The organism is Salipiger sp. ABF4_146, from assembly GCF_056161345.1.
On sequence record NZ_JBSWYX010000013.1, the window covers coordinates 40565 to 61691 of the forward strand.

Annotated in this window: 20 protein-coding genes; 8 read left to right on the forward strand and 12 right to left on the reverse strand. The window is 67.7% G+C overall.

The window, feature by feature from the left end; translation table 11 throughout:
* Nucleotides 1-5: 5 nt before the first annotated feature.
* Both ACXAJT_RS18410 and glnT read left to right on the forward strand, forming a co-directional pair.
* On the forward strand, nt 6-1331 hold the full coding sequence (locus ACXAJT_RS18410) for an FMN-binding glutamate synthase family protein (RefSeq protein ID WP_475237507.1): 1326 nt from the start codon (nt 6-8) through the stop codon (nt 1329-1331).
* Nucleotides 1332-1414: 83 nt separating this feature from the next.
* Nucleotides 1415-2731 (forward strand): type III glutamate--ammonia ligase, encoded by a 1317-nt coding sequence (gene glnT / locus ACXAJT_RS18415; RefSeq protein ID WP_475237508.1) that lies wholly within the window; start codon nt 1415-1417, stop codon nt 2729-2731.
* A 51-nt stretch (nt 2732-2782) separates the two neighbouring features.
* Here the strand turns inward: glnT and ACXAJT_RS18420 are convergent, their stop codons facing one another.
* The 3 genes from ACXAJT_RS18420 to ACXAJT_RS18430 form a co-directional block, all read right to left on the reverse strand.
* Nucleotides 2783-3958, reverse strand: a complete 1176-nt coding sequence (locus ACXAJT_RS18420; protein ID WP_475237509.1) for a TIGR03862 family flavoprotein — start codon at nt 3956-3958, stop codon at nt 2783-2785.
* A 130-nt stretch (nt 3959-4088) separates the two neighbouring features.
* Nucleotides 4089-5408, reverse strand: coding sequence for an MFS transporter (locus ACXAJT_RS18425; protein ID WP_475237510.1), 1320 nt, complete (start codon nt 5406-5408; stop codon nt 4089-4091).
* A 112-nt stretch (nt 5409-5520) separates the two neighbouring features.
* A complete protein-coding gene (locus tag ACXAJT_RS18430; protein ID WP_475237511.1) occupies nt 5521-7140 on the reverse strand; it encodes a Na/Pi cotransporter family protein in 1620 nt (539 codons plus the stop codon).
* 260 nt (nt 7141-7400) lie between these two features.
* Between ACXAJT_RS18430 and ACXAJT_RS18435 the strand changes: the two genes are divergently transcribed.
* Nucleotides 7401-7571, forward strand: a complete 171-nt coding sequence (locus ACXAJT_RS18435) for a hypothetical protein (RefSeq protein WP_475237512.1) — start codon at nt 7401-7403, stop codon at nt 7569-7571.
* A gap of 375 nt (nt 7572-7946) precedes the next feature.
* On the opposite strand, the gene ACXAJT_RS18440 is transcribed toward ACXAJT_RS18435, so the two are convergent.
* Nucleotides 7947-9299 carry a formimidoylglutamate deiminase gene (locus tag ACXAJT_RS18440; protein WP_475237513.1) on the reverse strand — a complete coding sequence of 451 codons (1353 nt, stop codon included), beginning with the start codon at nt 9297-9299 and terminating at the stop codon, nt 7947-7949.
* Between the two features lie 159 nt (nt 9300-9458).
* On the opposite strand from ACXAJT_RS18440, the gene ACXAJT_RS18445 reads away from it, so the two are divergent.
* Nucleotides 9459-10007 carry a HutD/Ves family protein gene (locus ACXAJT_RS18445; protein ID WP_475237514.1) on the forward strand — a complete coding sequence of 183 codons (549 nt, stop codon included), beginning with the start codon at nt 9459-9461 and terminating at the stop codon, nt 10005-10007.
* 98 nt (nt 10008-10105) lie between these two features.
* Here the strand turns inward: ACXAJT_RS18445 and ACXAJT_RS18450 are convergent, their stop codons facing one another.
* The 7 genes from ACXAJT_RS18450 to ACXAJT_RS18480 form a co-directional block, all read right to left on the reverse strand.
* Nucleotides 10106-11464, reverse strand: a complete 1359-nt coding sequence (locus ACXAJT_RS18450; protein ID WP_475237515.1) for a cytosine deaminase — start codon at nt 11462-11464, stop codon at nt 10106-10108.
* Nucleotides 11465-11492: 28 nt separating this feature from the next.
* Entirely contained in the window at nt 11493-12389 is an 897-nt protein-coding gene (locus ACXAJT_RS18455; RefSeq protein ID WP_475237516.1) for a LysR family transcriptional regulator, read from the reverse strand.
* Between the two features lie 85 nt (nt 12390-12474).
* A complete protein-coding gene (locus ACXAJT_RS18460; protein WP_475237517.1) occupies nt 12475-13476 on the reverse strand; it encodes an isopenicillin N synthase family dioxygenase in 1002 nt (333 codons plus the stop codon).
* A 122-nt stretch (nt 13477-13598) separates the two neighbouring features.
* Nucleotides 13599-14417: an ABC transporter permease gene (locus ACXAJT_RS18465; RefSeq protein WP_475237518.1), complete on the reverse strand. Its 819-nt coding sequence runs from the start codon at nt 14415-14417 to the stop codon at nt 13599-13601.
* The gene (locus tag ACXAJT_RS18470; protein WP_475237519.1) at nt 14417-15193 is read right to left on the reverse strand and encodes an ABC transporter ATP-binding protein; all 777 of its coding nucleotides are present in this window, start codon (nt 15191-15193) and stop codon (nt 14417-14419) included. The genes ACXAJT_RS18465 and ACXAJT_RS18470 overlap by 1 nt, the downstream gene beginning before the upstream one ends.
* A complete protein-coding gene (locus tag ACXAJT_RS18475; RefSeq protein WP_475237520.1) occupies nt 15193-16188 on the reverse strand; it encodes an ABC transporter substrate-binding protein in 996 nt (331 codons plus the stop codon). Before ACXAJT_RS18475 ends, ACXAJT_RS18470 begins: the two co-directional genes overlap by 1 nt.
* 13 nt (nt 16189-16201) lie before the next feature.
* Nucleotides 16202-16390: a hypothetical protein gene (locus tag ACXAJT_RS18480; RefSeq protein WP_475237521.1), complete on the reverse strand. Its 189-nt coding sequence runs from the start codon at nt 16388-16390 to the stop codon at nt 16202-16204.
* A gap of 450 nt (nt 16391-16840) precedes the next feature.
* Here ACXAJT_RS18480 and ACXAJT_RS18485 point away from each other — a divergent pair, with 450 nt between their 5' ends.
* Both ACXAJT_RS18485 and ACXAJT_RS18490 read left to right on the forward strand, forming a co-directional pair.
* A complete protein-coding gene (locus ACXAJT_RS18485; RefSeq protein ID WP_475237522.1) occupies nt 16841-17356 on the forward strand; it encodes a DMT family transporter in 516 nt (171 codons plus the stop codon).
* Entirely contained in the window at nt 17353-17772 is a 420-nt protein-coding gene (locus ACXAJT_RS18490) for a DMT family transporter (protein ID WP_475237523.1), read from the forward strand. The genes ACXAJT_RS18485 and ACXAJT_RS18490 overlap by 4 nt, the downstream gene beginning before the upstream one ends.
* A gap of 11 nt (nt 17773-17783) precedes the next feature.
* On the opposite strand, the gene ACXAJT_RS18495 is transcribed toward ACXAJT_RS18490, so the two are convergent.
* Nucleotides 17784-18470, reverse strand: coding sequence for a GntR family transcriptional regulator (locus ACXAJT_RS18495; protein WP_475237524.1), 687 nt, complete (start codon nt 18468-18470; stop codon nt 17784-17786).
* Nucleotides 18471-18727: 257 nt separating this feature from the next.
* Between ACXAJT_RS18495 and ACXAJT_RS18500 the strand changes: the two genes are divergently transcribed.
* Both ACXAJT_RS18500 and ACXAJT_RS18505 read left to right on the forward strand, forming a co-directional pair.
* The gene (locus tag ACXAJT_RS18500) at nt 18728-19636 is read left to right on the forward strand and encodes a DMT family transporter (RefSeq protein WP_475237525.1); all 909 of its coding nucleotides are present in this window, start codon (nt 18728-18730) and stop codon (nt 19634-19636) included.
* Nucleotides 19629-21101, forward strand: a complete 1473-nt coding sequence (locus ACXAJT_RS18505; protein ID WP_475237526.1) for a serine hydrolase domain-containing protein — start codon at nt 19629-19631, stop codon at nt 21099-21101. Before ACXAJT_RS18500 ends, ACXAJT_RS18505 begins: the two co-directional genes overlap by 8 nt.
* The last annotated feature ends 26 nt before the right edge of the window (nt 21102-21127 follow it).

Sequence of the window (21127 nt, forward strand, 5' to 3'; positions counted from 1 at the left end):
GGACAATGGACAAGACCCCCCAGACCGACCCGCGCCAGTCCTGGACCTTCTCGCGCGAGGTGAACTCCGAGATCCGGCGCGCCGCGGCGACCGGCATTTACGACATCCGCGGCGGCGGGGCGAAACGCCGCGTGCCGCATTTTGATGATCTGCTGTTCCTCGGGGCCTCGATCTCGCGCTACCCGCTCGAAGGCTACCGCGAGAAATGCGACACCTCCGTCACGCTTGGCACCCGGTTTGCCAAGAAACCGATCGAGCTGAAGATCCCGATCACCATCGCCGGCATGTCTTTCGGCGCGCTTTCCGGGAACGCCAAAGAGGCTCTGGGCCGGGGCGCGACCCTTGCGGGCACCTCGACCACCACCGGCGACGGCGGCATGACCGAGGAAGAGCGCGGTCACTCGGAAAAGCTGATCTACCAGTACCTTCCCAGTCGCTACGGCATGAACCCCGACGACCTGCGCCGCGCTGATGCCATCGAGGTGGTCGTGGGGCAGGGCGCGAAACCCGGCGGCGGCGGCATGCTGCTGGGCCAGAAGATCACCGACCGGGTCGCCGGGATGCGTGATCTGCCCGTGGGCATCGACCAGCGCTCGGCCTGCCGTCACCCCGACTGGACCGGGCCCGACGATCTGGAGATCAAGATCCTCGAACTGCGCGAGATCACCAACTGGGAAAAGCCGATCTACATCAAGGTCGGCGGCGCGCGCCCCTATTACGACACTGCGCTCGCGGTAAAGGCCGGGGCCGATGTGGTGGTGCTTGACGGCATGCAGGGCGGCACCGCCGCAACGCAGGACGTGTTCATCGAGAACGTCGGCCTGCCGACGCTGGCCTGCATCCGCCCCGCCGTGCAGGCGCTGCAGGATCTCGGCCTGCACCGCGAAGTGCAACTGGTGGTTTCGGGCGGCATCCGGTCTGGCGCAGATGTCGCCAAGGCGCTGGCTCTGGGCGCGGATGCGGTGGCCATCGGCACCGCCGCTCTGGTGGCGCTGGGGGACAATGATCCCAAGTGGGAAGACGAGTACCGCAAGCTTGGCACCACCGCCGGGGCCTATGACGATTGGCACGAGGGACGCGACCCTGCCGGGATCACCACGCAGGATCCCGAGCTGATGGCACGGCTCGATCCCATCGCCGCCGGACGCCGTTTGCGTAACTACCTCAACGTGATGACCCTGGAGTGTCAGACGATCGCGCGGGCCTGCGGCAAGAGCCATGTGCACAATCTTGAACCAGAAGACCTCTGCGCGCTGACCATGGAGGCCGCCGCCATGGCGCGCGTGCCGCTGGCCGGGACAGAGTGGTACCCGGGCAAGCCGGGCTTCTGAACCGGCGCAGCACCGGCAGTAAAAGACCGGGCGAGGGCGCGCAGACGCCCCGCCCGCAACAACAGGGAACGAAAGGTATCGCCATGGCCGATCTGGCTGAATTCGCCCGCGAACGCGGCATCAAGTACTTCATGATCTCCTACACTGATCTGTTCGGGGGGCAGCGCGCCAAGCTGGTGCCGGCGCAGGCAATTGCGGACATGCAGGCAGAGGGCGCGGGCTTTGCCGGGTTCGCCACATGGCTCGATCTCACCCCGGCGCACCCCGACATGCTGGCGGTGCCCGACGCTTCGGCGGCGATCCAACTGCCGTGGAAGCCCGAGGTGGCATGGGTGCCCGCCGATTGCGTGATGGAAGGCGCGCCGGTGGATCAGGCGCCGCGCAATGTGCTGCGCAAGCTGGTCGACGAGGCCGCGTCCGAGGGGTTGCGGGTGAAGACCGGGATCGAGGCCGAGTTCTTCCTGCTCAGCCCCGAAGGCACGCAGATCTCCGATCCTTTCGATACCGCCGAGAAGCCCTGCTACGACCAGCAGGCGGTGATGCGCCGCTACGACGTGATCGCCGAGATCTGCGATTACATGCTGGAGCTGGGCTGGGGCCCGTATCAGAACGACCACGAGGACGCCAATGGCCAGTTCGAGATGAACTGGGAGTTCGCCGACGCGCTGGTCACCGCCGACCGCCACAGCTTCTTCAAGTTCATGGTGAAGTCGGTTGCGGAAAAGCACGGCCTGCGGGCCACCTTCATGCCCAAGCCGATCGAGGGGCTCACCGGCAACGGCTGCCACGCGCATATCTCGGTCTGGGATCTGGACGGCAAGACCAACGCCTTTGCCGGCGATGCGGGCGGTCAGATCGGCGAGGTTGGCCTGTCCGAGCAGGGCGGGCATTTCCTTGGCGGCATCATGAAACATGCCGAGGCGCTGGCCGCGATCACCAACCCCACGGTCAACAGCTACAAGCGCATCAACGCGCCGCGCACCATGTCGGGCGCAACTTGGGCGCCGAACACGGTCACATGGACCGGCAACAACCGCACCCATATGGTGCGGGTGCCGGGGCCGGGCCGGTTCGAACTGCGCCTGCCGGACGGCGCGACCAATCCCTATCTGCTGCAGGCGGTGATCATTGCTGCGGGGCTGTCGGGCATCCGCTCCAAGGCAGATCCGGGCAAGCGCTATGACATCGACATGTATGCCGAAGGCCATACGGTCGAGGGTGCGCCGAAGCTGCCGCTGAACCTGCTCGACGCGATCCGCGCCTATGACGCGGACGCGGACCTCAAAGCGATGATGGGCGCCGAGTTCTCGGCCTCCTACGCCAAGATGAAGATGCAGGAGTGGACCTCTTTCGTGTCGCATTTCTCGCGCTGGGAGAAAGAGAACACGCTGGATATCTGACGCAAAGGCCCGCCCGTCCGGCGCGCGGGCGACGCGCGGCCGGGCGGGCGCCTAGCGCAGCCTGTCCGACGCCGCACGACCGGCCCAGAGCCCGGTGGCAAGGCAGCCGGTCAACAGGTAGCCGCCGGTCGGCGCTTCCCAGTCGAGCATCTCTCCGGCGACGAAGGTGCCGGGCCGCTCCTTCAGCATCAGCCCCGCGTCCAGCGCCGCAAACGGCACGCCGCCCGCCACCGAGATCGCCTCGTCCAGTGGTCTCAGCCCGGTGTGCGGCACCGGCAGGGCCTTGAGCAGCGCCGCCAGTTCCTGTGGGTCATCGGGCAGTGGGCGCGCGCATTCCATCAGCAGGGCACGGGCGGCGGGCGAGAGCTTGACCATTTTGCGCAAATGGTTCGACAGGCTTTGTTTGCCGCGCGGGCGCGACAGGCGTTTGGCCAGCGCGGGCTGATCAATGTCGGGGCAAAGATCGACTTCCAGCGCCGCGCCGCTGCGCAGCGCTGGCGACAGCGGGTAGAGGCCGCCGCCCTCCAGCCCGCGTGCCGAGATCACCGCCTCGCCGCGCGAGACGAGCGCGCCAGCGCGGAACGCCACGCCCTTCAGCGGGGACCCGAACTGCGCCTGCATGTGGTGCGACCACTCCACCAACAGCCCGGCATTGGCCGGCGCAAAGGGGGTGACGGGCAGGCCCTCGGCGGCGAAAATCTCTGCCCATTGCCCGTCCGAGCCAAGCCGTGCCCAGCTTGCGCCGCCAAGTGCCAGAACGGTGACTTCGGGTGTCAGACGGTGCGGGCCTTCGGGGGTGTCCATCGTCACCGCGTCGCCCTCCCAGCCAGTCCAGCGCCAGCGGGTGTGCCGCTCCAGCCCCATACCGTCGAGGCGCGCCAGCCACGCCCGCAGCAGCGGCGAGGCCTTCATGCCGTGCGGAAATACCCGCCCGGTGGAGCCGGTGAACAGCGTCTGACCCAGTCCTTCGGCCCAGTGCATCACCGCTTCGGGCGGGAAGGCCGATAGCATCGGGCGCAGCGCCGGGGCCGCTTCGCCGTAGGCCGACAGGAATTGCGAAAAGGGCTCTGCCTTGGTGATGTTCAGCCCCGATTTGCCTGCCATCAGCAGCTTGCGCCCGATCGAGGGTTTGGCTTCGGCCAGCGTCACGCTGTGCCCCGCCGAGAGCAGCGCGTCGGCGGCCATCAGCCCGGCAGGGCCGCCGCCGATCACCAGCGCGCGGCTCATGAGTGGCGCTCCGGGTCGCGGGCGAAGCGCTGAGAGCGGAAGGAGGGGGTGTCTGGAGTCCTGGCGTGCATGCCGCCCGTCTTGCCCCGCCGCAGCGGCGGGCACAAGTTCCGAGCTGTGGCTGCGCGGATCAGAACCTTGTGTCCCATGAGGGGTGGGCATCGTCGATCAACAGCGCGTGGCGGTGCCGGGATCCGTTTTGCACATGCGGGTGATTTCGCGGCAGGTTGCTGTGAGTGTGCTCGATCTGTGTCGGATCGCCCGCGGGCCAGAGGCGCAGCGCCAAGAGAAGGCCGGCGGCGGCAAGCGCAGCCAGCACGATCAGCGCGGGCACCGCGCCGAAGCGCGTCATCATCCAGCCGGCGAGCGGGTAGGTGAGCAGCCAGCAAGCATGGCTCAGCGCGAACTGTGCGGCGAAGAGCGCGGGGCGGTCCTCGGGGTGGGCAGATCGCCGCAGAAGCCGCCCGGAGGGGGTCAGCACCGCCGAAGTGCCAAAGCCGACCAGCAGCCAAGCCAGCAGCAGCACCTCCCACCGCAGGCCGACACCGGCGATCACCGCGGCCAGTCCCATCAGCACCGCCGCCATCATCGCGGCCCCTATGAGCATCACGGGGCGATCCGGGACGCGGTCGAGCAGCCGTGGCAGCATCAGGGCGGCGAGCATCGAGCCTGCGCCGAAGGCGAACATGGTCCACGCCAGCGCGCTTTCCGAAAGACCGAGCCCGCCGCGCACCAGCACCACGGAATTGACCAGCACCATCGCCCCCGCTGCGGAAACCGCAAGGTTCAGCGCCAGCAACCCGCGCAGCCGCGGCGTGGCGAGATAGATGCGCAGGCCCCGGGTGGTTCGGTCATAGATGCCGCGCGGTGCGGTGGGCTGGGGGCTTGGCAGCAGCACCGAAACGACCAGCAGCGCCGACCCCACAAAGCCCACCGCCGTGCCGAAGAAGAGCGCGTTGTAGCTCATCACCGAAAGCAGAAGCGCGGCCAGCGTCGGGCTGGCGATGTTCTCCAGATCGTAGGCGAGACGCGACAGCGACAGCGCGCGGGTGTAGCGTGCCTCTTCCGGCAGCACGTCGGGCAATGTCGCCTGAAACGTCGGAGTGAACCCCGCCGACGCGGACTGCAACAGAAAGATCAGCGCGTAGATCTGCCAGACCTCGGTGACGAAGGGCAGCGCCAGCGCCGCCATCGCGCGCACCCCATCCAGAGCCACCAGAAGCGCACGGCGGTTGACCCGGTCGGCCAAGGCCCCGGCGACCGGCGCGACCCCGACATAGGCCACCATCTTGATGGCAAACACCGTGCCCAGAACCATGCCCGCGCGCTCTCCGGCAAGATCATAGGCCAGAAGCCCCAGCGCCACGGTCGCCAGCCCCGTGCCCAGCAGCGCGACGATCTGCGCAAGGAACAGGTGGCGATAGCGGCGGTCGGATAGGATGTCGAGCATGGGGCCTCGGTGGTTGCGGGGGGGGGGCGCGTTCCTTAGCCGAGCCTAGCCGCCACGCCGGCTTGTGCCAAATGCGAAGGCGCGCGCCGTCCGGGAGCGCGCCGAGGGCCGCTCAGTCCTGCGCGACGTCGATGCGCGCCTCTTCGGCGGAGGAAATGGCGGGCTCTGTCGTCTCGGCCGCTGCGTTCTGATGCACGCGGATCCGCCACAGGTGATAGGCGGTGCGGTGCAGCCAGCGCAGCGCGTCAAGCTGCTGCAGCGCATCCTCGTCGGTGATCCGCCCGGTCACGGCGGCATCGACGATGCGGTCACGCGGACGCTTGCGTTGATCACGGGCCAGTCGTCGCAATCGGTCGAGCGCCACCTGCGTCGCTTCGGTGTCGATGGGACGAGCCTGACAGGCGGCACCGCGCCCGACGAGGCCGCGCAGACGGCGCAGGCGATGTGTGCTGCCAAGCGCCTCGATACGGTCAAGCTGCGCGCAGCGGTGCAGCAGGCGAAACAGATGGTCGATGGCGTGGAACATGCCGCTGATGGCGGTGGCCGGATCCTCGTCCCTCTCGGTCACGCGAATGCGGTCGAGGTAGTCCCGCAGCTCGGTCAGCGCGCTGCGCAACGCCTCTGGCGTATGCAGCGAAGCGTCTGCCGGAAGGGCGCAGCCGAGCCGGGATGCGAGCAGATCGCAGGTGGCGGTGTTAAGCCGATCAAGACACTCGCGCGCAAGGTCCGCGGCGATCCGCGGCTCGCGCAGCAAGGCGGGATCCAGCGCGGCGGTGAGCGGCGTGCCGCGTTCGGGCACCAGCCACTCGATCATCCGCGCGAAGGGCCGGGTCAGCGGCAGCACAAGCAGAACTCCAAGCCCGTTGAAGGTGCTATGGAACGCGACCAGCGCGATCTGCCCGTTGCCTTCTGAAACCCACCGCGCCACCAGTGCCGCAAAGGCGCCGAGCAGGGCAAAGGCCATGATGCCGGTCAACACGTTGTAGATAACGTGCGCCAGCCCGGTGCGGCGGGTCATTGTGCCGCCGCCGACAGTGGCCAGCAGGGCGGTGAAGGTGGTGCCGACGTCCATGCCGATCACCAGCGCGGCGGCCTGCGGGAAATTGATCGCCCCGGCGCCAAGCGCGGCCAGCGCGGTGGCGACCCCGGCGCTGGAGGATTGCGTGACCAGCGTAATCAGCAGCCCGATGCCCACCAGTTGCAGGCGGCCCCACAGGCTGTCTTCGGGGAAATTCGAGGGGGTCACCACGCCTTCGAATGCGGCGAGCCCGTCCTTGAGGTGGTCGATGCCGATGAACAGCAGCCCAAAGCCCGCTAGTGCCTGCCCCAGCGCCGCAAGCCGCGGACGCCCGGAGAGATGCATCACCGCGCCGAGGAAGATCAGCGGCAGCACCGCCTCTCCGAGATTCAGCTTGAAGCCCAGCGTGGCGACCATCCATCCGGTGAGCGTGGTGCCGATATTGGCGCCGAAGATGATCCCCAGCGCCTGCGGAAAGGTCAGCATGCCCGCCGCGACGAAGCCCACGGCGGTCACGGTCGTGGCGCTGGAGGATTGCACCACTGCCGTGGTCAGCGCGCCGGTCACCGCGCCGCTGAGCGGCGTGCGGGTGAAGCGGGCGAGGATCGTGCGCATCTGCCCCCCGGCAAGACCCTTGAGGCCGCCGGTGAGCATGAGCATGCCCACGAGAAATATGCCGACGCCGCCGAGTGCGGCGAGAAAATCCCACACCATGCGCAAGTCATAGCACCGCGCTCTGCCCCGCGCGACAGTGCGCTGTGCCGCAGGCTGCGCGGCCCGGTCGGGGCGCGTCTATGTCTTTCGGGAGACCGCGGCCTATCCCACTGGCTAGGTCGCTATCCGCCAGCAGCCTTTGCCCATCCCTGCGCGGGTCCTGCGCCGCCCGCAGGGGGCTGATATCCATCTCTTACCGGCCCGCGACACTGGCGCTGCCTCGCACGGACCGCCCCGAGATTTCACGAAGGAGAGTGAAAATGGTTAAAGGTCTGTTGAAAATGGCTGGGTACCGGGTCGAATACGTCTGTGATTGGGGTGTCTACGAGCGCCGTTACGGCGATCTGGAGTATCACATGAATTACCCTGTGCATCCGGAGATGACGATCGCGCCGCCTTGGGCCGAAAAGCGGATTGTGCGTAAGGGCTGAGGCAGACTGAGCTGACGATCTTCGGGGCTCCGCCGGGACCCTCCCGGTTGCGGGAAAGGTCGGGCGGTGTCCTTTGGTTTGTGGTCCGCCAGTCCTCGCCGCAATGGGGGGCCTTGCCGCGTTTCTGTCTCGCCCACGGCCCGAAATTTCGCGGCATTTAGATGCAAGCACACCCGAAGCGCCGGTGCGGCGAGTTCTCCCATATTGCTCGATGGCAAGGATGATGAGGCCGGGCCTTAACGTAAGACGCGGACACGACGACATGCGCCGCCAAAGCGGCACGCCCGAGCTTTCGGCGGGCGGGGCCCTGATCTCATGGCGGTGCATCCATCGACCTAAGTCGTGTCAGCGGACTGTGGGGCGCCAGTACTTGCGCTACGCCGCCGCGAGATCGCGCATGGCGGCGCGGAACTTGCGGCTGATCTCGTCGCGGTGCAGGTGGCGGCCTTGCGCAACGCGCTTTTCGCCCCGTGCCCAGACGCAATCCACGGTGATCCCGTCGGCGAACACCCAGTGATCGAGCAATTGCTCGCGCGGGACATGCGGGGCGGCTCGGGTATCGAGCGTCACCAGATCGGCCGGGGCGCCGACGGCAAGACCCGCGGTCGTGCCGAGCGCCGCTGCAGCGCCGGTCAGGGCGCCTTCGAACAGGCGCTGCCCGGTTGAGCCGCCGGGCTGCGCCACCACGTTGCGCGCGCGCAGGCCAAGGCGCTGGGAGTATTCGAGGCTGCGCAGTTCCTCGGTCAGCGAGATGCGGATGTTCGAATCCGAGCCGACGCCGAAGCGGCCACCGGCATCCAGAAAGCCCGGCGCATTGAAAATGCCGTCACCCAAGTTGGCCTCGGTGATCGGGCAAAGCCCGGCGATGGCACCGCGTGTGGCGGCGGCGCGGGTTTCGTCCGCGGTCATATGCGTGGCATGGATCAGGCACCAGCGCCCGTCCACCGGCGCGTTCTGCAGCAGCCATTCGACCGGGCGGGCACCGGACCACGCGACGCAGTCCTCGACCTCCTTGACCTGTTCGGCGACGTGGATGTGGATCGGCCCGCCCTGCGCCAGTGGCAGCACTTCGGTCAGGTCCTGCGGCGTGGCGGCGCGCAGGCTGTGCGGGGCGATGCCGAGCACGCTGCCGGGCAGCTCCGCGAGGATGCCGCGGCAGGCCTCAAGCAGGCGGGCATAGCGGTCGGGCTCGTTGATAAAGCGCCGCTGCCCCTCGCTGGGCGGGGTGCCGCCAAAGCCCGAGCGCGCGTAGAACACCGGCAGCAGCGTCAGGCCAAGCCCGGCGGTGCGGCTGGCCGCGGCAACGCGCGCGGCCATCTCGCCGATCTCGGCATAGGGCGCGCCGGTCGTGTCGTGGTGCAGGTAGTGGAACTCGCCAACGCGGGTGAAGCCAGCCTCGAGCATCTCCATGTAAAGCTGCGCTGCCACCGCCTCGACATGGTCGGGGGTCATCGACAGGGCAAAGCGGTACATGGTCTCGCGCCAACTCCAGAAGCTGTCGTTGCCGGGGCCGCGCAATTCCGCCAGCCCGGCCATCGCGCGCTGGAATGCGTGGCTGTGCAGGTTTCCGGTGCCGGGCAGAAGGCAGCCGTGGCGCTCGTCCTGCGGCTCTGCGCCAACGCCCGAGGTCATCTCGGCGATCTCTCCGTCGCGCAGGCTCAGCCGGACGTCGCGGGCCCAGCCTTCGGGAAGAAGTGCGTGTTCTGCGTGAAGTGTCGTCTGTGCCATGGTTGCGTGCCTCGCCTGTGAGCGCCCGGATGCCGCCCCGGTGTGCAGGGGCGCGGCTTGTTCGCCTTCAATTATGTATATACAATAGTGCGCGAGGGAAAGTGCAAACATCGGGCCATGGCGGACCGGGACGGCCCCTCTCGCAAGCGAGGTCAAACGATGGGCGAGGCAATTTACAGGCGCGCAGGGCGGCAGTTCGCGCCGTGGAAAAACGATGGCGGCGAGACGGCGGAGATCCTCTGCGTTCCCCAAGGTGCTGGGTTCGACGATTTCGCGTGGCGCATCAGTACGGCGAAGGTGGACCGCTCCGGTCCGTTCTCGGCGTTCGAAGGCGTGTCGCGCAATCTCACCGTGCTGGAAGGCGGCGCGATGAGCCTGACAGTGGATGGCGCGGCGCCGGTTCCGCTTTATCCCGGCAGCGGTCCTTTCGCATTCAGCGGCGCTGTGCCCTGCGCGGCCGAGCTGCATGGCGAGGCGCTGCTTGACCTCAACGTCATGACGCGCGCGCCCTATGCCTGCAAGGTGTTGGGGCAGGGCGCGGCACTGGCCGGTGCCGCAGAGGCGCGGGCGTGCTATCTCTTTGCGCTCAACAACCTGCCCGAGGCGGATCTGCAACAGCATGATCTGCGCGATCTGGGGACAGCGCCGCTGCCGGGCCTGCGCCGGGTCCCGGAGGGCGCAGTGCTGATCGTGATCGAAGAGGCATAGGGCGCGCGGCGACAAGCGGATCGTTGTCTGGCGCGGCGTCTCTGATCCGCAGGCACGCCGCTGCGGATCACCGGGAAAGCCGCCTTGCCAGCGCTGGTTCAGGCGGCCTCATGCGGCGCCACCCGGTCCAGTTCCGCGTAGGAGGGCAGGGCAAGGTCCAGAAGTTTTCCGCCGCGCATCAGCCGCCGGTCGGATTGCGGGCGTGCGATGACCTGATCCATGCTCCATGCCTCCAGCACCATCAGATCGGCGCGTTTGCCGATGCCAAGGCTGCCTGCGTCAAAGCCTGTTATGCCCGCCGGGGCGGGACCGGCCAGTGCCGCCGCTGCGCCAAGCGGGTGATCCAGATGACAGATCCGCACCGCCTCGCGCCATGTGTCGAGCATGTCGTGATCGCCGTAGGCGTAGAACGGATCGCGGCAATTGTCGCCAGCCACCGCCACCGGCACCCCGGCTTCGCGCAGTTCAAGCAGCGGCATCACCCCGCGCCAGCGCGGCGTGCGGCCCGGCATACGGTCCTGAAGGTACATATTGACGGTCGGCAGGGTGACCAGCGAGAGCCCGGCATCTTTCACCAGCGCGATGGTGGCGTGCATCTCCTCCTCGGGCAGCCGCGCGAGCGAGCAGCAGTGGCCGCAGGTGACGCGCCCTTCATAGCCGTGGCGGATCGCGGCGCGAGCGACATGCGCCAGCGCCCCGCCTTCGGCGGCCTCGTCAACATGCAGATCGACGTCGAGATTGCGCTCGCGCGCGAGCGTGAACAGCCGGTCGAGCAGCCCGTCGATATCGCCCAGAGAGCCATGCGTGCCGCCCGAGGCGCGGGTGACGCCGCCGAGGATCCCGCCATGCTGCGCCACGAGATCGGCCAGACGCGGGGCATAGTCCGTGCCCCACGCGTCCAGCGGCACCAGCGCCACCGCCTGCAGCGCAACGCGCTCTTTCCATGCCGCCCGGATCTCGGCAAAGGCGCCCCATGTGGTCTCGCCCTGTCCGTCGTGGCTGTCGAGATGGGTGCGGATCGCCGCGACCCCATGCGCCTCGGCGCACGACAGGCCAAAGTCCATGCGCCGGATCAGATCGTCATGGCGCCAGTGGGCGATGCGATCCTGCGTGGTGGCCTCGCGCGCACCGGCGTGGATGCCCCCCGAGTCCGGCGCACGGCCCAGCACATGGCCCTTGTCGAGATGCGTGTGGGCGTCGACGAGCATCGGCCAGACGTGCCGCCCGCCGAGGTCCACCACCCGCGCGCTGGCCTCAAGCCCACCGCGGGCGGTGATGGCGGCGATCCGGCCGCCCTGGATCAGCATGTCGATCGAGGCCGCGCCGTCGGGATCAATGGGGGCGTCCGAGGGGGCTCCGCCGGCGAGCAGGGCTTCGGGGCAGCGCAGGTTGCGCAGCAGCATGTCGCCGCCTTGGGTCAGCGCCTCGGTCAGAGGGCGATGATTGGTCTTGGTCATCTTGGGGGTTCCGTATGTCTGGGGCGGCTCAGGCGTCGGCCTTGCCGAAATGGTCGCGGATCGCCTGCATGAAGCCATCGGCCGCGGGCGACAGCGCGCCGCGGCTGCGGTGCACGAGGCTGAGCCTTTGGCGTCCGGCGGCGGCCAGAAGCGGCAGGAAGGCGAGATCGCCGTCGCGCAGTTCCTGATCCACGTCGACGCGGTTGAGGAAGGTGACATTGGGCGGCTGGCGCACCAGCCGCTTCATCATCTCGGTCGAATTGGTCTCCACCGCCGCGCGCAGTTCGGCGGTGGCGGGGGTGAGGTTTTCGATCAGCGGGCGCAGCGAGAGCCGGTGCGAAGCGAGGATCAGCGGGTAGATCAGGCAATCAGCGACCCGCACGTTGGGCTTGGCGGTGAGCGGATGGCCGGGGGCGACCACCGCGCCAAGCCGATGCTGGAACACCGCCGTCAGCTGCATCCGGTTGTCTTCCGGCAGGTTGTAGCCCAGCCCGATCTCGGCCTCGCCCGAGGCCACCATGTCCATCAGGCCGGAGCGGTCGCAGACCGTCACGTTCAGGTCGACCCTCGGATGGCGTTCGCGGTATTCCGCCACCACATCGGCCAGCCGCCCTGCGGCAAGCGTGGCCATTGTCGCCACCGTCACCGTGCCATGGCTCTGCCCCTTCAGCGCGTGGATCCGCGCCTGCAGGCGATCGTGGCCCTTCAACGTCTCGCGGATGTGGGCGATTAGCAACTCGCCCGGTGCGGTCAGCTTGAGCCCACGCGGCAGCCGCTCAAAGATCTGCACGCCGAAATCGGCCTCGACCTCGAGCACCTGCCGGTTCACCGCAGAGGCGGCGACATTGAGCTCGCGCGCTGCCTTGCGGATAGAGCCCTGACGGGCGACCTCGTCGATGTAGCGCAATGCGCGGCCGTGCAGCATGGACCTTCCAAAGCTGGGTCTCGCAGGGATCGAGGCCCTGCCTTTTGTCGTGATGGTGTCACCCGGAAGGCCCATGCTCAACGCCTTACTTCTTGGTCGCTTTAGCAGCGGCGAAGTTGGCGTTGATGCGCATGGTCAGATAGTCGCCTGCGGTGATCGGCTCGTATTTGCCCAGCGGCCCCTGCATGACCGCGTCGCGGTTGGCCTGACAGAAGAACGGCAGAGACAGGCGGCGGCCCTTGTATTCGCCCTCGGTGGGCATGCGCACGCGGTGCAGGGTCGACTGCAGCTGATCGTCAGACCAGCGCATCAGCATGTCGCCGATATTGCAGGTGATGTAGCCGCGGCGCGGCGGCACGTCGGTCCATGCGTTGGTGCCTGCGTCCTTGCCGGGGCAGACCTGCAGCCCGCCTTCGCCCTCTTTCTGGTGCAGGATGGTGAGGCAGTCGAAATCGCTGTGCGCGCCGGCACGCCACGCCTTGAAGTCCTCGGGCTTGGCATCTTCCATCGACATGTAATGAATGAGGCGCAGGGTCGACTGGTACTGGTCGGACTCGGGGTCATGGGCGTCGGTGAAGAAATCCTCGGGAAAGCCCATCTTCAGCGCGAAGCAAGACAGGATCCGCATGCCCAGTTCCCAGTTCTGACGCTCGAACTTCAGCGCGCGCTCCTTGAACTTCGGGAGTTCCTCTTCGGTCGGCCACTTGCCGTCCATCAGCGGGCGGGTGACCTGATAGCTTTCCTTGTTGTCCGGCGTACCGGTGGAGGGGCGCACCTGCGCCTTGAATTCCCAGCCGGCGTTGGTGCCCTTGGGCATCGGGTATTGGGCCTTCACCTCGGTGGGCAGTTCGAAGAACTCCCACGCGGTATCGAAGGCGGCGTCGATGTCTTCCTCGGGGATGCCGTGGTTGTAGACTTGGAAGAAGCCGATGCCGGTCGAGGCCTCCCAGAGCGCGTCGGCGATCTCGTGCTTGCGGGTCTCGAAGTCCGACAGGTCGATGGCGGGCACGTCACGCTCGATGGTGCTGCCCATGCCGCCGATGGTGGTTTCCTTGTTCAGTTCGGCAAGGTCGTAGTTGGTGCTCATTGCGGTCTCCAAAGTAGGGCGCCGGAGGGTCCGGCAGGGTGGGGAGCAATGTCCGGGCCGGGGCCTGACTGCTTCTACTCCGGGGGATGCACCGGGCGGCTCGGCACCCGGCACGGATAGGGTTAGCGCTTGCGCGGCAGGCTCCATGGGAACAGCAGCTTCTGCGCCCAGTTCACCGCCTGAAACAGTGCCAGCGACATGGCGGCCAGGACGAAGAGCCCGGCCCAGGCCTGCGGCAGCTTGAACATCGAGGTCGAGAACTGGATGAAATAGCCGACGCCCGCGTCCGAGGCGCAGAACTCGGCCACCACTGCGCCGATCACCGCCAGCGTCACCGAGATCTTCAGCGCCGAGAAGATGTAGGGCACGGCGAAGGGCAGACGGATCTGGGTGATCTCGCGGAACGCCGGGGCGCGCAGGCTGCGCGACAGCTCGATGAGTTCCGGCGGCGTCGCGGCAAGGCCGGTGGCGGTAGAGACCACCAGCGGGAAAAAGCAGATCAGCGTGGTGATGACGATGCGCGGCGCGTCGCCGGCGCCCAGCACCACAATGATGATCGGCGCGATGGCCACCACCGGCGTCGACTGTACGATCACCAGCAGCGGGTAGAGCGTGCGGTTGAGCGCGGGTGAGCGCACCAAGGCGATGGCCAGCGGTACGGCGATGGCAATGGCCAGCGCGAAGCCAAGAAGCGCCACGCGGAGGGTTGCCCAGAGATGGCTGACCCAGCGGTCTGCTCCGATGCTGGGGAAGGTCGAGAAGATCGCGCTTGGCGCGGGCAGCAGGTAGCTTGGAATGTTTAGCGTGCGCGCGGCAAGCTCCCAAAGCGCCACTGTGCCGAGGATGGTGAGGATCGCGGCAACACCCGGCGCGGCGAGGAGGCGGCGCAGGTCGGGGCGTTTGCGCTCGGGCTTGGTGTAATCTGGCATGGAGAGGGTCATCAGGCGGCGTCCCTTTGCAGCAGCAGGTCCCGCAGGTGGGCGGCAAGCTCGGTCACGGCGGGGTCCTTGATCGTCTCGCGCCCGCGCGGGCGGGCGACGGGCACCGGCAGTTCGGTCAGCACCGAGCCGGGGCGGCCGGTCATCACCAGCACGCGGTCGGCGAGCAGCGCCGCTTCGCTGACGGAATGGGTGATGAAGACCACGGTTTTTGGCCGCTCGCCGAAGATGCGCAGCAGATCGAAGCCCATCTCCTCGCGGGTCAGCGCGTCGAGCGCCGAGAAAGGCTCGTCCATCAGCAGGATATCGGGGTCCATGTGCAGCGCGCGGGCGATGCCGACGCGCTGCTGCATGCCGCCCGACAGCTCGTCGGGCAGGCGCTTGCCAAACCCCTCGAGCCCGACCATGCGCAGAAGCTCCTGCGCGCGGTCGCGGTCGTGGCTGCCCACCCGCCCGCGCTTATGGCGGACGGGAAACGTGACGTTATCCTCGATATTGGCCCAAGGCAGCAGCGTCGGCTTTTGGAAGACGATGCCGATGTCCTCACGCGCGCCGGAGACCCGCCGCCCGAACACTTCGACGGTCCCGGAGGTCGGTTCGAGCAGCCCGGCGATCATGCGCAGCAAGGTGGACTTGCCGCAGCCCGAGGGGCCGAGCACGGCAAGAAACTCGTGCCTGGCAACCTCGAAACTGACGTTGCGCAGGGCCTCCACCCGGCCCGAGCCGGTCTCAAAGACCTGACCCAGCCGGTCGAAGCGAATGGCGGCGGGGGTCTGCATCAGCCTTCCCCGCCGGACTGGAAGCTGCGGGTGACGAAGTCTTCGGCGCTGTGCGCGCTCTCGTCGAGCCCCTGCGCCGCGGCGACGCGGGTCCATGTGGCGGCAAGGCGGCCCGGCTCGAAAACCCCGAGGCCGTCTTCTTCGGTGACATCGTTGAACACCAGTCCCAGCATGTCGTTCAGCGAACCCAGCACGTCGCCATGCTCCAGTTCGGGCACCATGTTGACTACCGACTGCGCGGCCTCTTCGGGGTTGGTCTGGCAGAACTCGATGGACTTCTTGAAGGCGGCGACGAAGCGCGCGGCCACGTCGGGACGCTCCGCGAGGAAGGCGTCATTGGCATTCAGCGACGCCGAATACAGTTCGAGCCCGGCGGCAGACCACGGCAGTGCGATGATTTCTTTGCCCGCGTCTTTGCCCTGTCCGGTGTAGCGCGACAGGTCGGTCATCCACGCCACGATGCCGTCGACCTGACCGGTCATCAGCATCGGCCCAAGCGCGCCCGCGTCGGCCTTTGTCAGTTCGAGGTCGTCCGCCGACAGGCCGACGTCCGCCAGCACCAGCGGCAGATAGACGTTGGACGAGGTGAAGGGCGAGGTGGCGATCTTCTTGCCCTTCACGTCCGCCACGCTGTCAAAGCCGCTGTCCTTGACGGTGTAGAAGGCGTGCGGGCCCTTGTTGAACACCGACAGCACCGAGGTGACGCCGACGCCTTCCTGCGCCTTGGCGGCCATCAGCGCGCCGATGTCGGCCATGCCGATGTCGGACGATCCAGCGGCGAGGCGCGAGATCGCATCCGACGAGCCGCGCCCCGAGGCGATGGTCACGTCGAGCCCGGCGTCGGCGCAGAACCCCTGATCGATACAGACATAGATCGGTGCCTTGTCGCCGCCGGGCAGCCAGTCGAGCTGGTAGGTGACCGGATCGGCGGCCAGAGCGGTGGTGGCGGTCAGCGCGAACCCCAGTGCCGTGAGGGTGGTGGACTTGCAGTTCATGAGGGGCCTCTCCCTAGTGTGCGATTTTGTTGGACAGTTGGAGTCGGTCGACCTCGGCCCGGCGGATGCCGTCTGAGAGCATCCGGTCGCGGGCACAGCGGCGGCGTTCCGGATCTGCGCACGTCAGGCAGGCCCGGCACGGATGCGCCGCAGGGTCGACTTTCTGGGTTTTATTATTCAGAAGCAGGTGCTTGTCGGACATGATTGGTCTCGTCAGAGTCGGAACTACTGGCGAGCAATGTCCAGGATCGGATCCAGACCGCTTCTACTCGTGCCCTCATTTATGGAACGGTGAAACAGCGGGGAGCAACGGAAAACCAAGAGTTTTCAAGGTGCCTTCTTCTTGTGCAGACATGACGGGTCACTGGCTGGAACGCTCTGGGAGAGCCTTTGATGCGGGAGAAATGCAGCAAATTTCATGGGTAAAAGCCGCGCAGCAGCGGCTGGCGTGATGTCGCAATGATGCAAATTTAACCGTACGCATTTTCAGTACAGTCATCTCTCCAAATTCTTACATCGTGACGCGGCTTTTCCGGGTTCCGTGCGGTTCGGAGGGGCGGCTTGTGCGTCGCAGGTGCTACCCTCTGCCCTGCGAGGTGGGTATGGGAGAGGCGAGATTCCCGTCGCCGCCCGGCGCTTCCAAGGACACCAGATGGCCGCACCTGACACCGATCCGCAAAAAGACGGCGCGCGCCATGCGCCGCATCCGGTCGAGATCGCCGCCGCGCTTTGCGCGGGCAGCCTGCTCACGCTCATGCTGCTCAGCAATGGCATGATGGCGGCGCATACGACGCCGGTGTTTGCCTCGCTCACCGCGCATGGGGTCGGCTCGGTCGTGGCGGCGCTGCTTCTGGGGCTGTTCTGGCTGCGCCGACCTGCCGCACGCCGCGGACAGCCGCGGCGGAGGGCGCCGCTCTGGGCCTATCTTGGGGGCGTGTCGGGGGCGCTGACGGTGATCTTGTCGACGGTGGTGGTGAACTCGTCGCTGGCGCTGACCGGCACGCTGGCGCTGGGGCTGGCAGGGCAGGTGGTGCTGGCGCTGCTCTTCGATGTTACCGGGGCCTTGGGGATGGAGCGACGGGTGCCGCGCCGCAACGACCTGCTGGCGCTGGCGGCAATCATCGCCGGCACGCTGCTGATCATCTTTGCGCGGGGGGCTGGGCAATGATCTGGCTGATCGGTCTCGGGGTGGCGTCGGGCATGCTCGTCACCCTGTCGCGGCAACTCAACGGGCGGCTGGCGCTGACCACATCGGCGATGCAGTCCTCCTTCTGGAACCACCTTGTTGGCTTTGTCGTTCTGGTGCCCTGCGCCCTGATCGCCGGGAGCCTGTGGCCCGAGGCCGCCACAACCGCGCCGCTCTTTGCCTGGGCGGGCGGGGCGATCGGCGTGATCTTTGTCGCCAGCGGCAGCTGGCTGATCCCGCGCCTCGGCGCGGCGCTCACGGGCGGGCTGCTGGTGGCCGGGCAAATGCTGTCGAGCGTGTCGCTGGACCTGGCGGGCGGCGCGGGCGGGGTGCTTTGGATGCAACTTGCCGGCGTGGCGCTGATCTTGCTGGGGGTGTGGCTGAGCCGCCGCCGATGAGCGCCGCCGCGCTACCGCTTCTGAGCGTGGATTTCCGCTTCGGTGCGCGACCAGTTCTCGATCATCCGCCGCCCCGACCGATAGGTGTGCTCTGTCTGAATGCGATGGGCACGCTCTGGCTGGCGGTTCAGCACGGCGTCGAACAGTTCGAGGTGCTCGTCCTGTGATTGCCGCAGCAGATCTGCGTCGAACCAGCGCCAACGGATCAGGTCGAACAGCGGCACTTCGTTGGTCTTGCGGATCATCTCGGCGAGGAAAGGGTTTTGCGCCGTTTCGCGCACCAACTCATGGAGGCGGCGGTTGAGCGGCAGGAAGGTCTCGCGGATCTCGTCGTCCCAGCGGGCGGTCCGCACCAGACGCGCGGTCCCGTCGAGCAACTCGCGCATCTCGGCCTCGCCTGCGGGGGTGAAGCCCTCTTCGGCTGCCAGCCGCGCCGCAAGCCCCTCAAGCTCGGTGCGCACCCGAAAGATGCGCGAGATGTCCTGCACGGTGAAGCGGCGCACCGTGTACCCGGCGTTCGGGGTGTAATCGAGCAGCCCTTCGGCGGCGAGCGCCGCCAGAGCATTGCGCACCGGGGTGCGAGAGACCCCGAACCGCTCGGCGATCTCAACCTCGTTCATCCGGCTGCCACCGGGAAAACGCCCGCTGGCGATCCCCTCCCGGATGTGCCGCACCACTTGCTGCCCGCGTGTCGACATTGCCTGTCCCAATCCCCGATACCGTATGCCGCGATCCTGACCGGAACAGGCCCCTTTGTCACCGCGCCTCGCATAATTGTATCCAACCTGCCTTGCGAGTCCAAAATTCCGGGCGTACGACTTGCGTAAACTGATATTTTTGAAGCGATGATTGGGATGCTCATGCCGGTAAGGCGCAGGGTTGTATGCAATGTGGCCGCGGATCGTGTTCTTGGCCAAGGGTGCCCAGACACTGTCGCTTGCGCGGAGACTGGTCCTTGAGCGCCTTTGTCACGCTGACCGAAGGGCTGCGCGGGCGGATCGCCGGTCTGCCGGGAAACCTGCAGGGCGCGGTCTGGGTGGCGATGGCAGGACTGGTGATGACGATCATGACCGCGCTGATCAAAACCGTGGGTGAGGCGATCCCGGTGGTGCAGGTGCTGTTCATCCGGCAATTGGTGATGACCGCCGCGATGAGCCCGCGCATCCTGCGCGATCCGCGCGGCGCCTTCCAAACCGACGCGCCGAAACTGCACACCGCGCGGGTGGGGCTCTCGGCGCTGGCGATGGTCGCCGGGTTCACCGCGATGGTGCATCTGCCGCTTGCCGATGCGGTGTCGATCAGCTTCTCGCGCTCGTTCTTCGTGGCGATCTTCGCCATACTCATTCTGCACGAAACCGTCTGGGCGCACCGCTGGGTTTCCATCGTCGCGGGCTTTGCCGGTGTGGTGGTGATCACCGATCCCCGCGGCGGGCAGATCGACCACTACACGCTGCTGGCGCTGCTGTCGGCGGGATCGGTGGCGCTGGTCATGGTGATCGTGCGCAAGCTCGCGCAACGCGAGAAACTGGGTACGGTGATCACCTATCAGGCGGTGGGCGTGGGCGCGCTTCTGGCGGTGCCCGCCGCGCTGTCGTGGGTGCCGCCAAGCCCGGCACAATGGGCCCTGCTGCTGTGCATCGGCCTGCTCTCGACGCTGGGGCAGAGCCTGAATTTTCTTGCCTTCCGAGTCGGCGAGGCAACGGCGCTTGCCCCGTTCGATTACCTGCGGCTGGTCTACGCGGCGCTGATCGGCGCGATCTTCTTCCTTGAAGCGCCGACGCTGACCACGCTGGCCGGAGCGGGGCTGATCGTGCTCGGCTCGTTCTGGGGGCTGTGGTGGGAGCGTCGGCCGCGCCATGCCTGAAGCAGATTGGAGAGCCGCCGACGCGGCAGCCCGGCAGGACCTGTCGGCCTTCGAGGAGACAGGCCCGGGGGCCGTCGTCCTTGCAATTGAAAAAGGCACGATCCGCTTGTCGGTCGCGCGCGGGCGCGCGGCGCCGGGCGGTGCCCCGCTGGATACGCGCAGCGTGTTTCGCTGGGCCTCGGTAACGAAGCACGTCTTTGCGGCCTGCCTGCTGGAAAGTGGCGCGCTTCCGCTGAAGATGCCGCTGGGCGAGGCGTTGCCAGAGCTGGCCCCTGAACCGGCCAAGGTCACCGTCGCACAGGCGCTCGCCATGCAGGGCGGGCTGCCGGACACGCGCGAGTGCCTGACGCTGCTGGGCCTTGGCGCGCACGACCGGACCGAGGCGGCGGCGCTTCTGGCTTGGTCGGCTGGGATCGACCGGCTCAATGCCCCGCCCGGCACCGAGATGGTCTATTCCAACGGCGGCTATCGTCTGCTCGAAGCGGCGCTGGCGCGGCGCGGTGTGGTGTTCGCCGAGGCGGTGGCGGCACATGCGGCGCGGCTGGGGACCGGGATGCGCGCGTCGGAGCATTGGACCGATCCCGTGCCGGGACTGGTGCCGGGCCACGTGCCGCGGCCGGGCGGCTGGGATACGGGCTATCAGGGCATGCATCTGTCGGCAGCGGGCTCGCTTTCGGGCTCAGCCGAAGACCTTGCAAACTGGCTCGCCGACCTGATGCCACGCCCCGAGTTCGCGCGCATCGCCGCGGCGCTGCCGATGACCTCCGGTGCCGCTACAGGTTACGGGCTCGGTCTGCGGCTGCAAAGGATTGGCACGGCTCTGGTGCCGGATCACGGCGGGGCGCTGGCCGGGTACCGCGCGGGCTTTCTATGCTGCGCCAAGACGCAGCGGGCGCTGGTGGTGCTGAGCAATCGCGACGACGCCGATGCCACCGGCATCGCGGCGCGGGTCTGGGCGCGGCTCCACGGCGAGACCTATGCGCCTGTCCCGGCGGGGACTTGGGCCAAGCCCGGCCTCTATGTGGCGGCGGAGGGAGACCTCTGGGCGGAGGTGACCAAGGGCGGGATCAGTGTGCGCGATGCGCCGGAGGCGCTTTTTGAGGGCGGCGATGGCTGGGTCTTCTCGGCGTCGCCGCAGGCGCAGATGCGGCTGCGGTGCGACGCGGGCGAGCTGCATGGCGAGATGTTCCACCGCCCGGTGCGCCTGCACCCGGCGCGCAACGACGGCGCCGATCCTGGGTTGGACGGGCACTGGGCCTGCGATGGCGCGCTGCTGGAGATCGCCGGGCGCCGTCTGCGCTGGGGCACCGGCCCGCGCGCACAGACCGTTTCGCTGACGCCGCTGGGGGGCGGGCGCTGGCTGTTTCCGGCCATGGGGCGCCGCGTCTGCCTGCGCCGTAGCGCCCCCGACGTCATCTCCTTGTCGCTCGCGCGGGCGCGCGGGATCGAGTATCGCAGGCTCTGAGCCGCAGACATCGCAAGAACCACAGG

Bases quoted from the DNA above. Each gene is read 5' to 3' on its own strand.
- ACXAJT_RS18425 (WP_475237510.1), bottom strand. From the start codon at position 5,408: ATGCTCGACATCCTATCCGACCGCCGCTATCGCCACCTGTTCCTTGCG.
- ACXAJT_RS18435 (WP_475237512.1), top strand. From the start codon at position 7,401: ATGGTTAAAGGTCTGTTGAAAATGGCTGGGTACCGGGTCGAATACGTC.
- ACXAJT_RS18410 (WP_475237507.1), top strand. From the start codon at position 6: ATGGACAAGACCCCCCAGACCGACCCGCGCCAGTCCTGGACCTTCTCG.
- ACXAJT_RS18445 (WP_475237514.1), top strand. From the start codon at position 9,459: ATGGGCGAGGCAATTTACAGGCGCGCAGGGCGGCAGTTCGCGCCGTGG.
- ACXAJT_RS18505 (WP_475237526.1), top strand. From the start codon at position 19,629: ATGCCTGAAGCAGATTGGAGAGCCGCCGACGCGGCAGCCCGGCAGGAC.
- ACXAJT_RS18460 (WP_475237517.1), bottom strand. From the start codon at position 13,476: ATGAGCACCAACTACGACCTTGCCGAACTGAACAAGGAAACCACCATC.
- ACXAJT_RS18420 (WP_475237509.1), bottom strand. From the start codon at position 3,958: ATGAGCCGCGCGCTGGTGATCGGCGGCGGCCCTGCCGGGCTGATGGCC.
- ACXAJT_RS18440 (WP_475237513.1), bottom strand. From the start codon at position 9,299: ATGGCACAGACGACACTTCACGCAGAACACGCACTTCTTCCCGAAGGC.
- ACXAJT_RS18490 (WP_475237523.1), top strand. From the start codon at position 17,353: ATGATCTGGCTGATCGGTCTCGGGGTGGCGTCGGGCATGCTCGTCACC.
- ACXAJT_RS18495 (WP_475237524.1), bottom strand. From the start codon at position 18,470: ATGTCGACACGCGGGCAGCAAGTGGTGCGGCACATCCGGGAGGGGATC.
- ACXAJT_RS18455 (WP_475237516.1), bottom strand. From the start codon at position 12,389: ATGCTGCACGGCCGCGCATTGCGCTACATCGACGAGGTCGCCCGTCAG.
- ACXAJT_RS18475 (WP_475237520.1), bottom strand. From the start codon at position 16,188: ATGAACTGCAAGTCCACCACCCTCACGGCACTGGGGTTCGCGCTGACC.
- ACXAJT_RS18465 (WP_475237518.1), bottom strand. From the start codon at position 14,417: ATGACCCTCTCCATGCCAGATTACACCAAGCCCGAGCGCAAACGCCCC.
- ACXAJT_RS18480 (WP_475237521.1), bottom strand. From the start codon at position 16,390: ATGTCCGACAAGCACCTGCTTCTGAATAATAAAACCCAGAAAGTCGAC.
- glnT (WP_475237508.1), top strand. From the start codon at position 1,415: ATGGCCGATCTGGCTGAATTCGCCCGCGAACGCGGCATCAAGTACTTC.
- ACXAJT_RS18450 (WP_475237515.1), bottom strand. From the start codon at position 11,464: ATGACCAAGACCAATCATCGCCCTCTGACCGAGGCGCTGACCCAAGGC.
- ACXAJT_RS18430 (WP_475237511.1), bottom strand. From the start codon at position 7,140: ATGGTGTGGGATTTTCTCGCCGCACTCGGCGGCGTCGGCATATTTCTC.
- ACXAJT_RS18485 (WP_475237522.1), top strand. From the start codon at position 16,841: ATGGCCGCACCTGACACCGATCCGCAAAAAGACGGCGCGCGCCATGCG.
- ACXAJT_RS18470 (WP_475237519.1), bottom strand. From the start codon at position 15,193: ATGCAGACCCCCGCCGCCATTCGCTTCGACCGGCTGGGTCAGGTCTTT.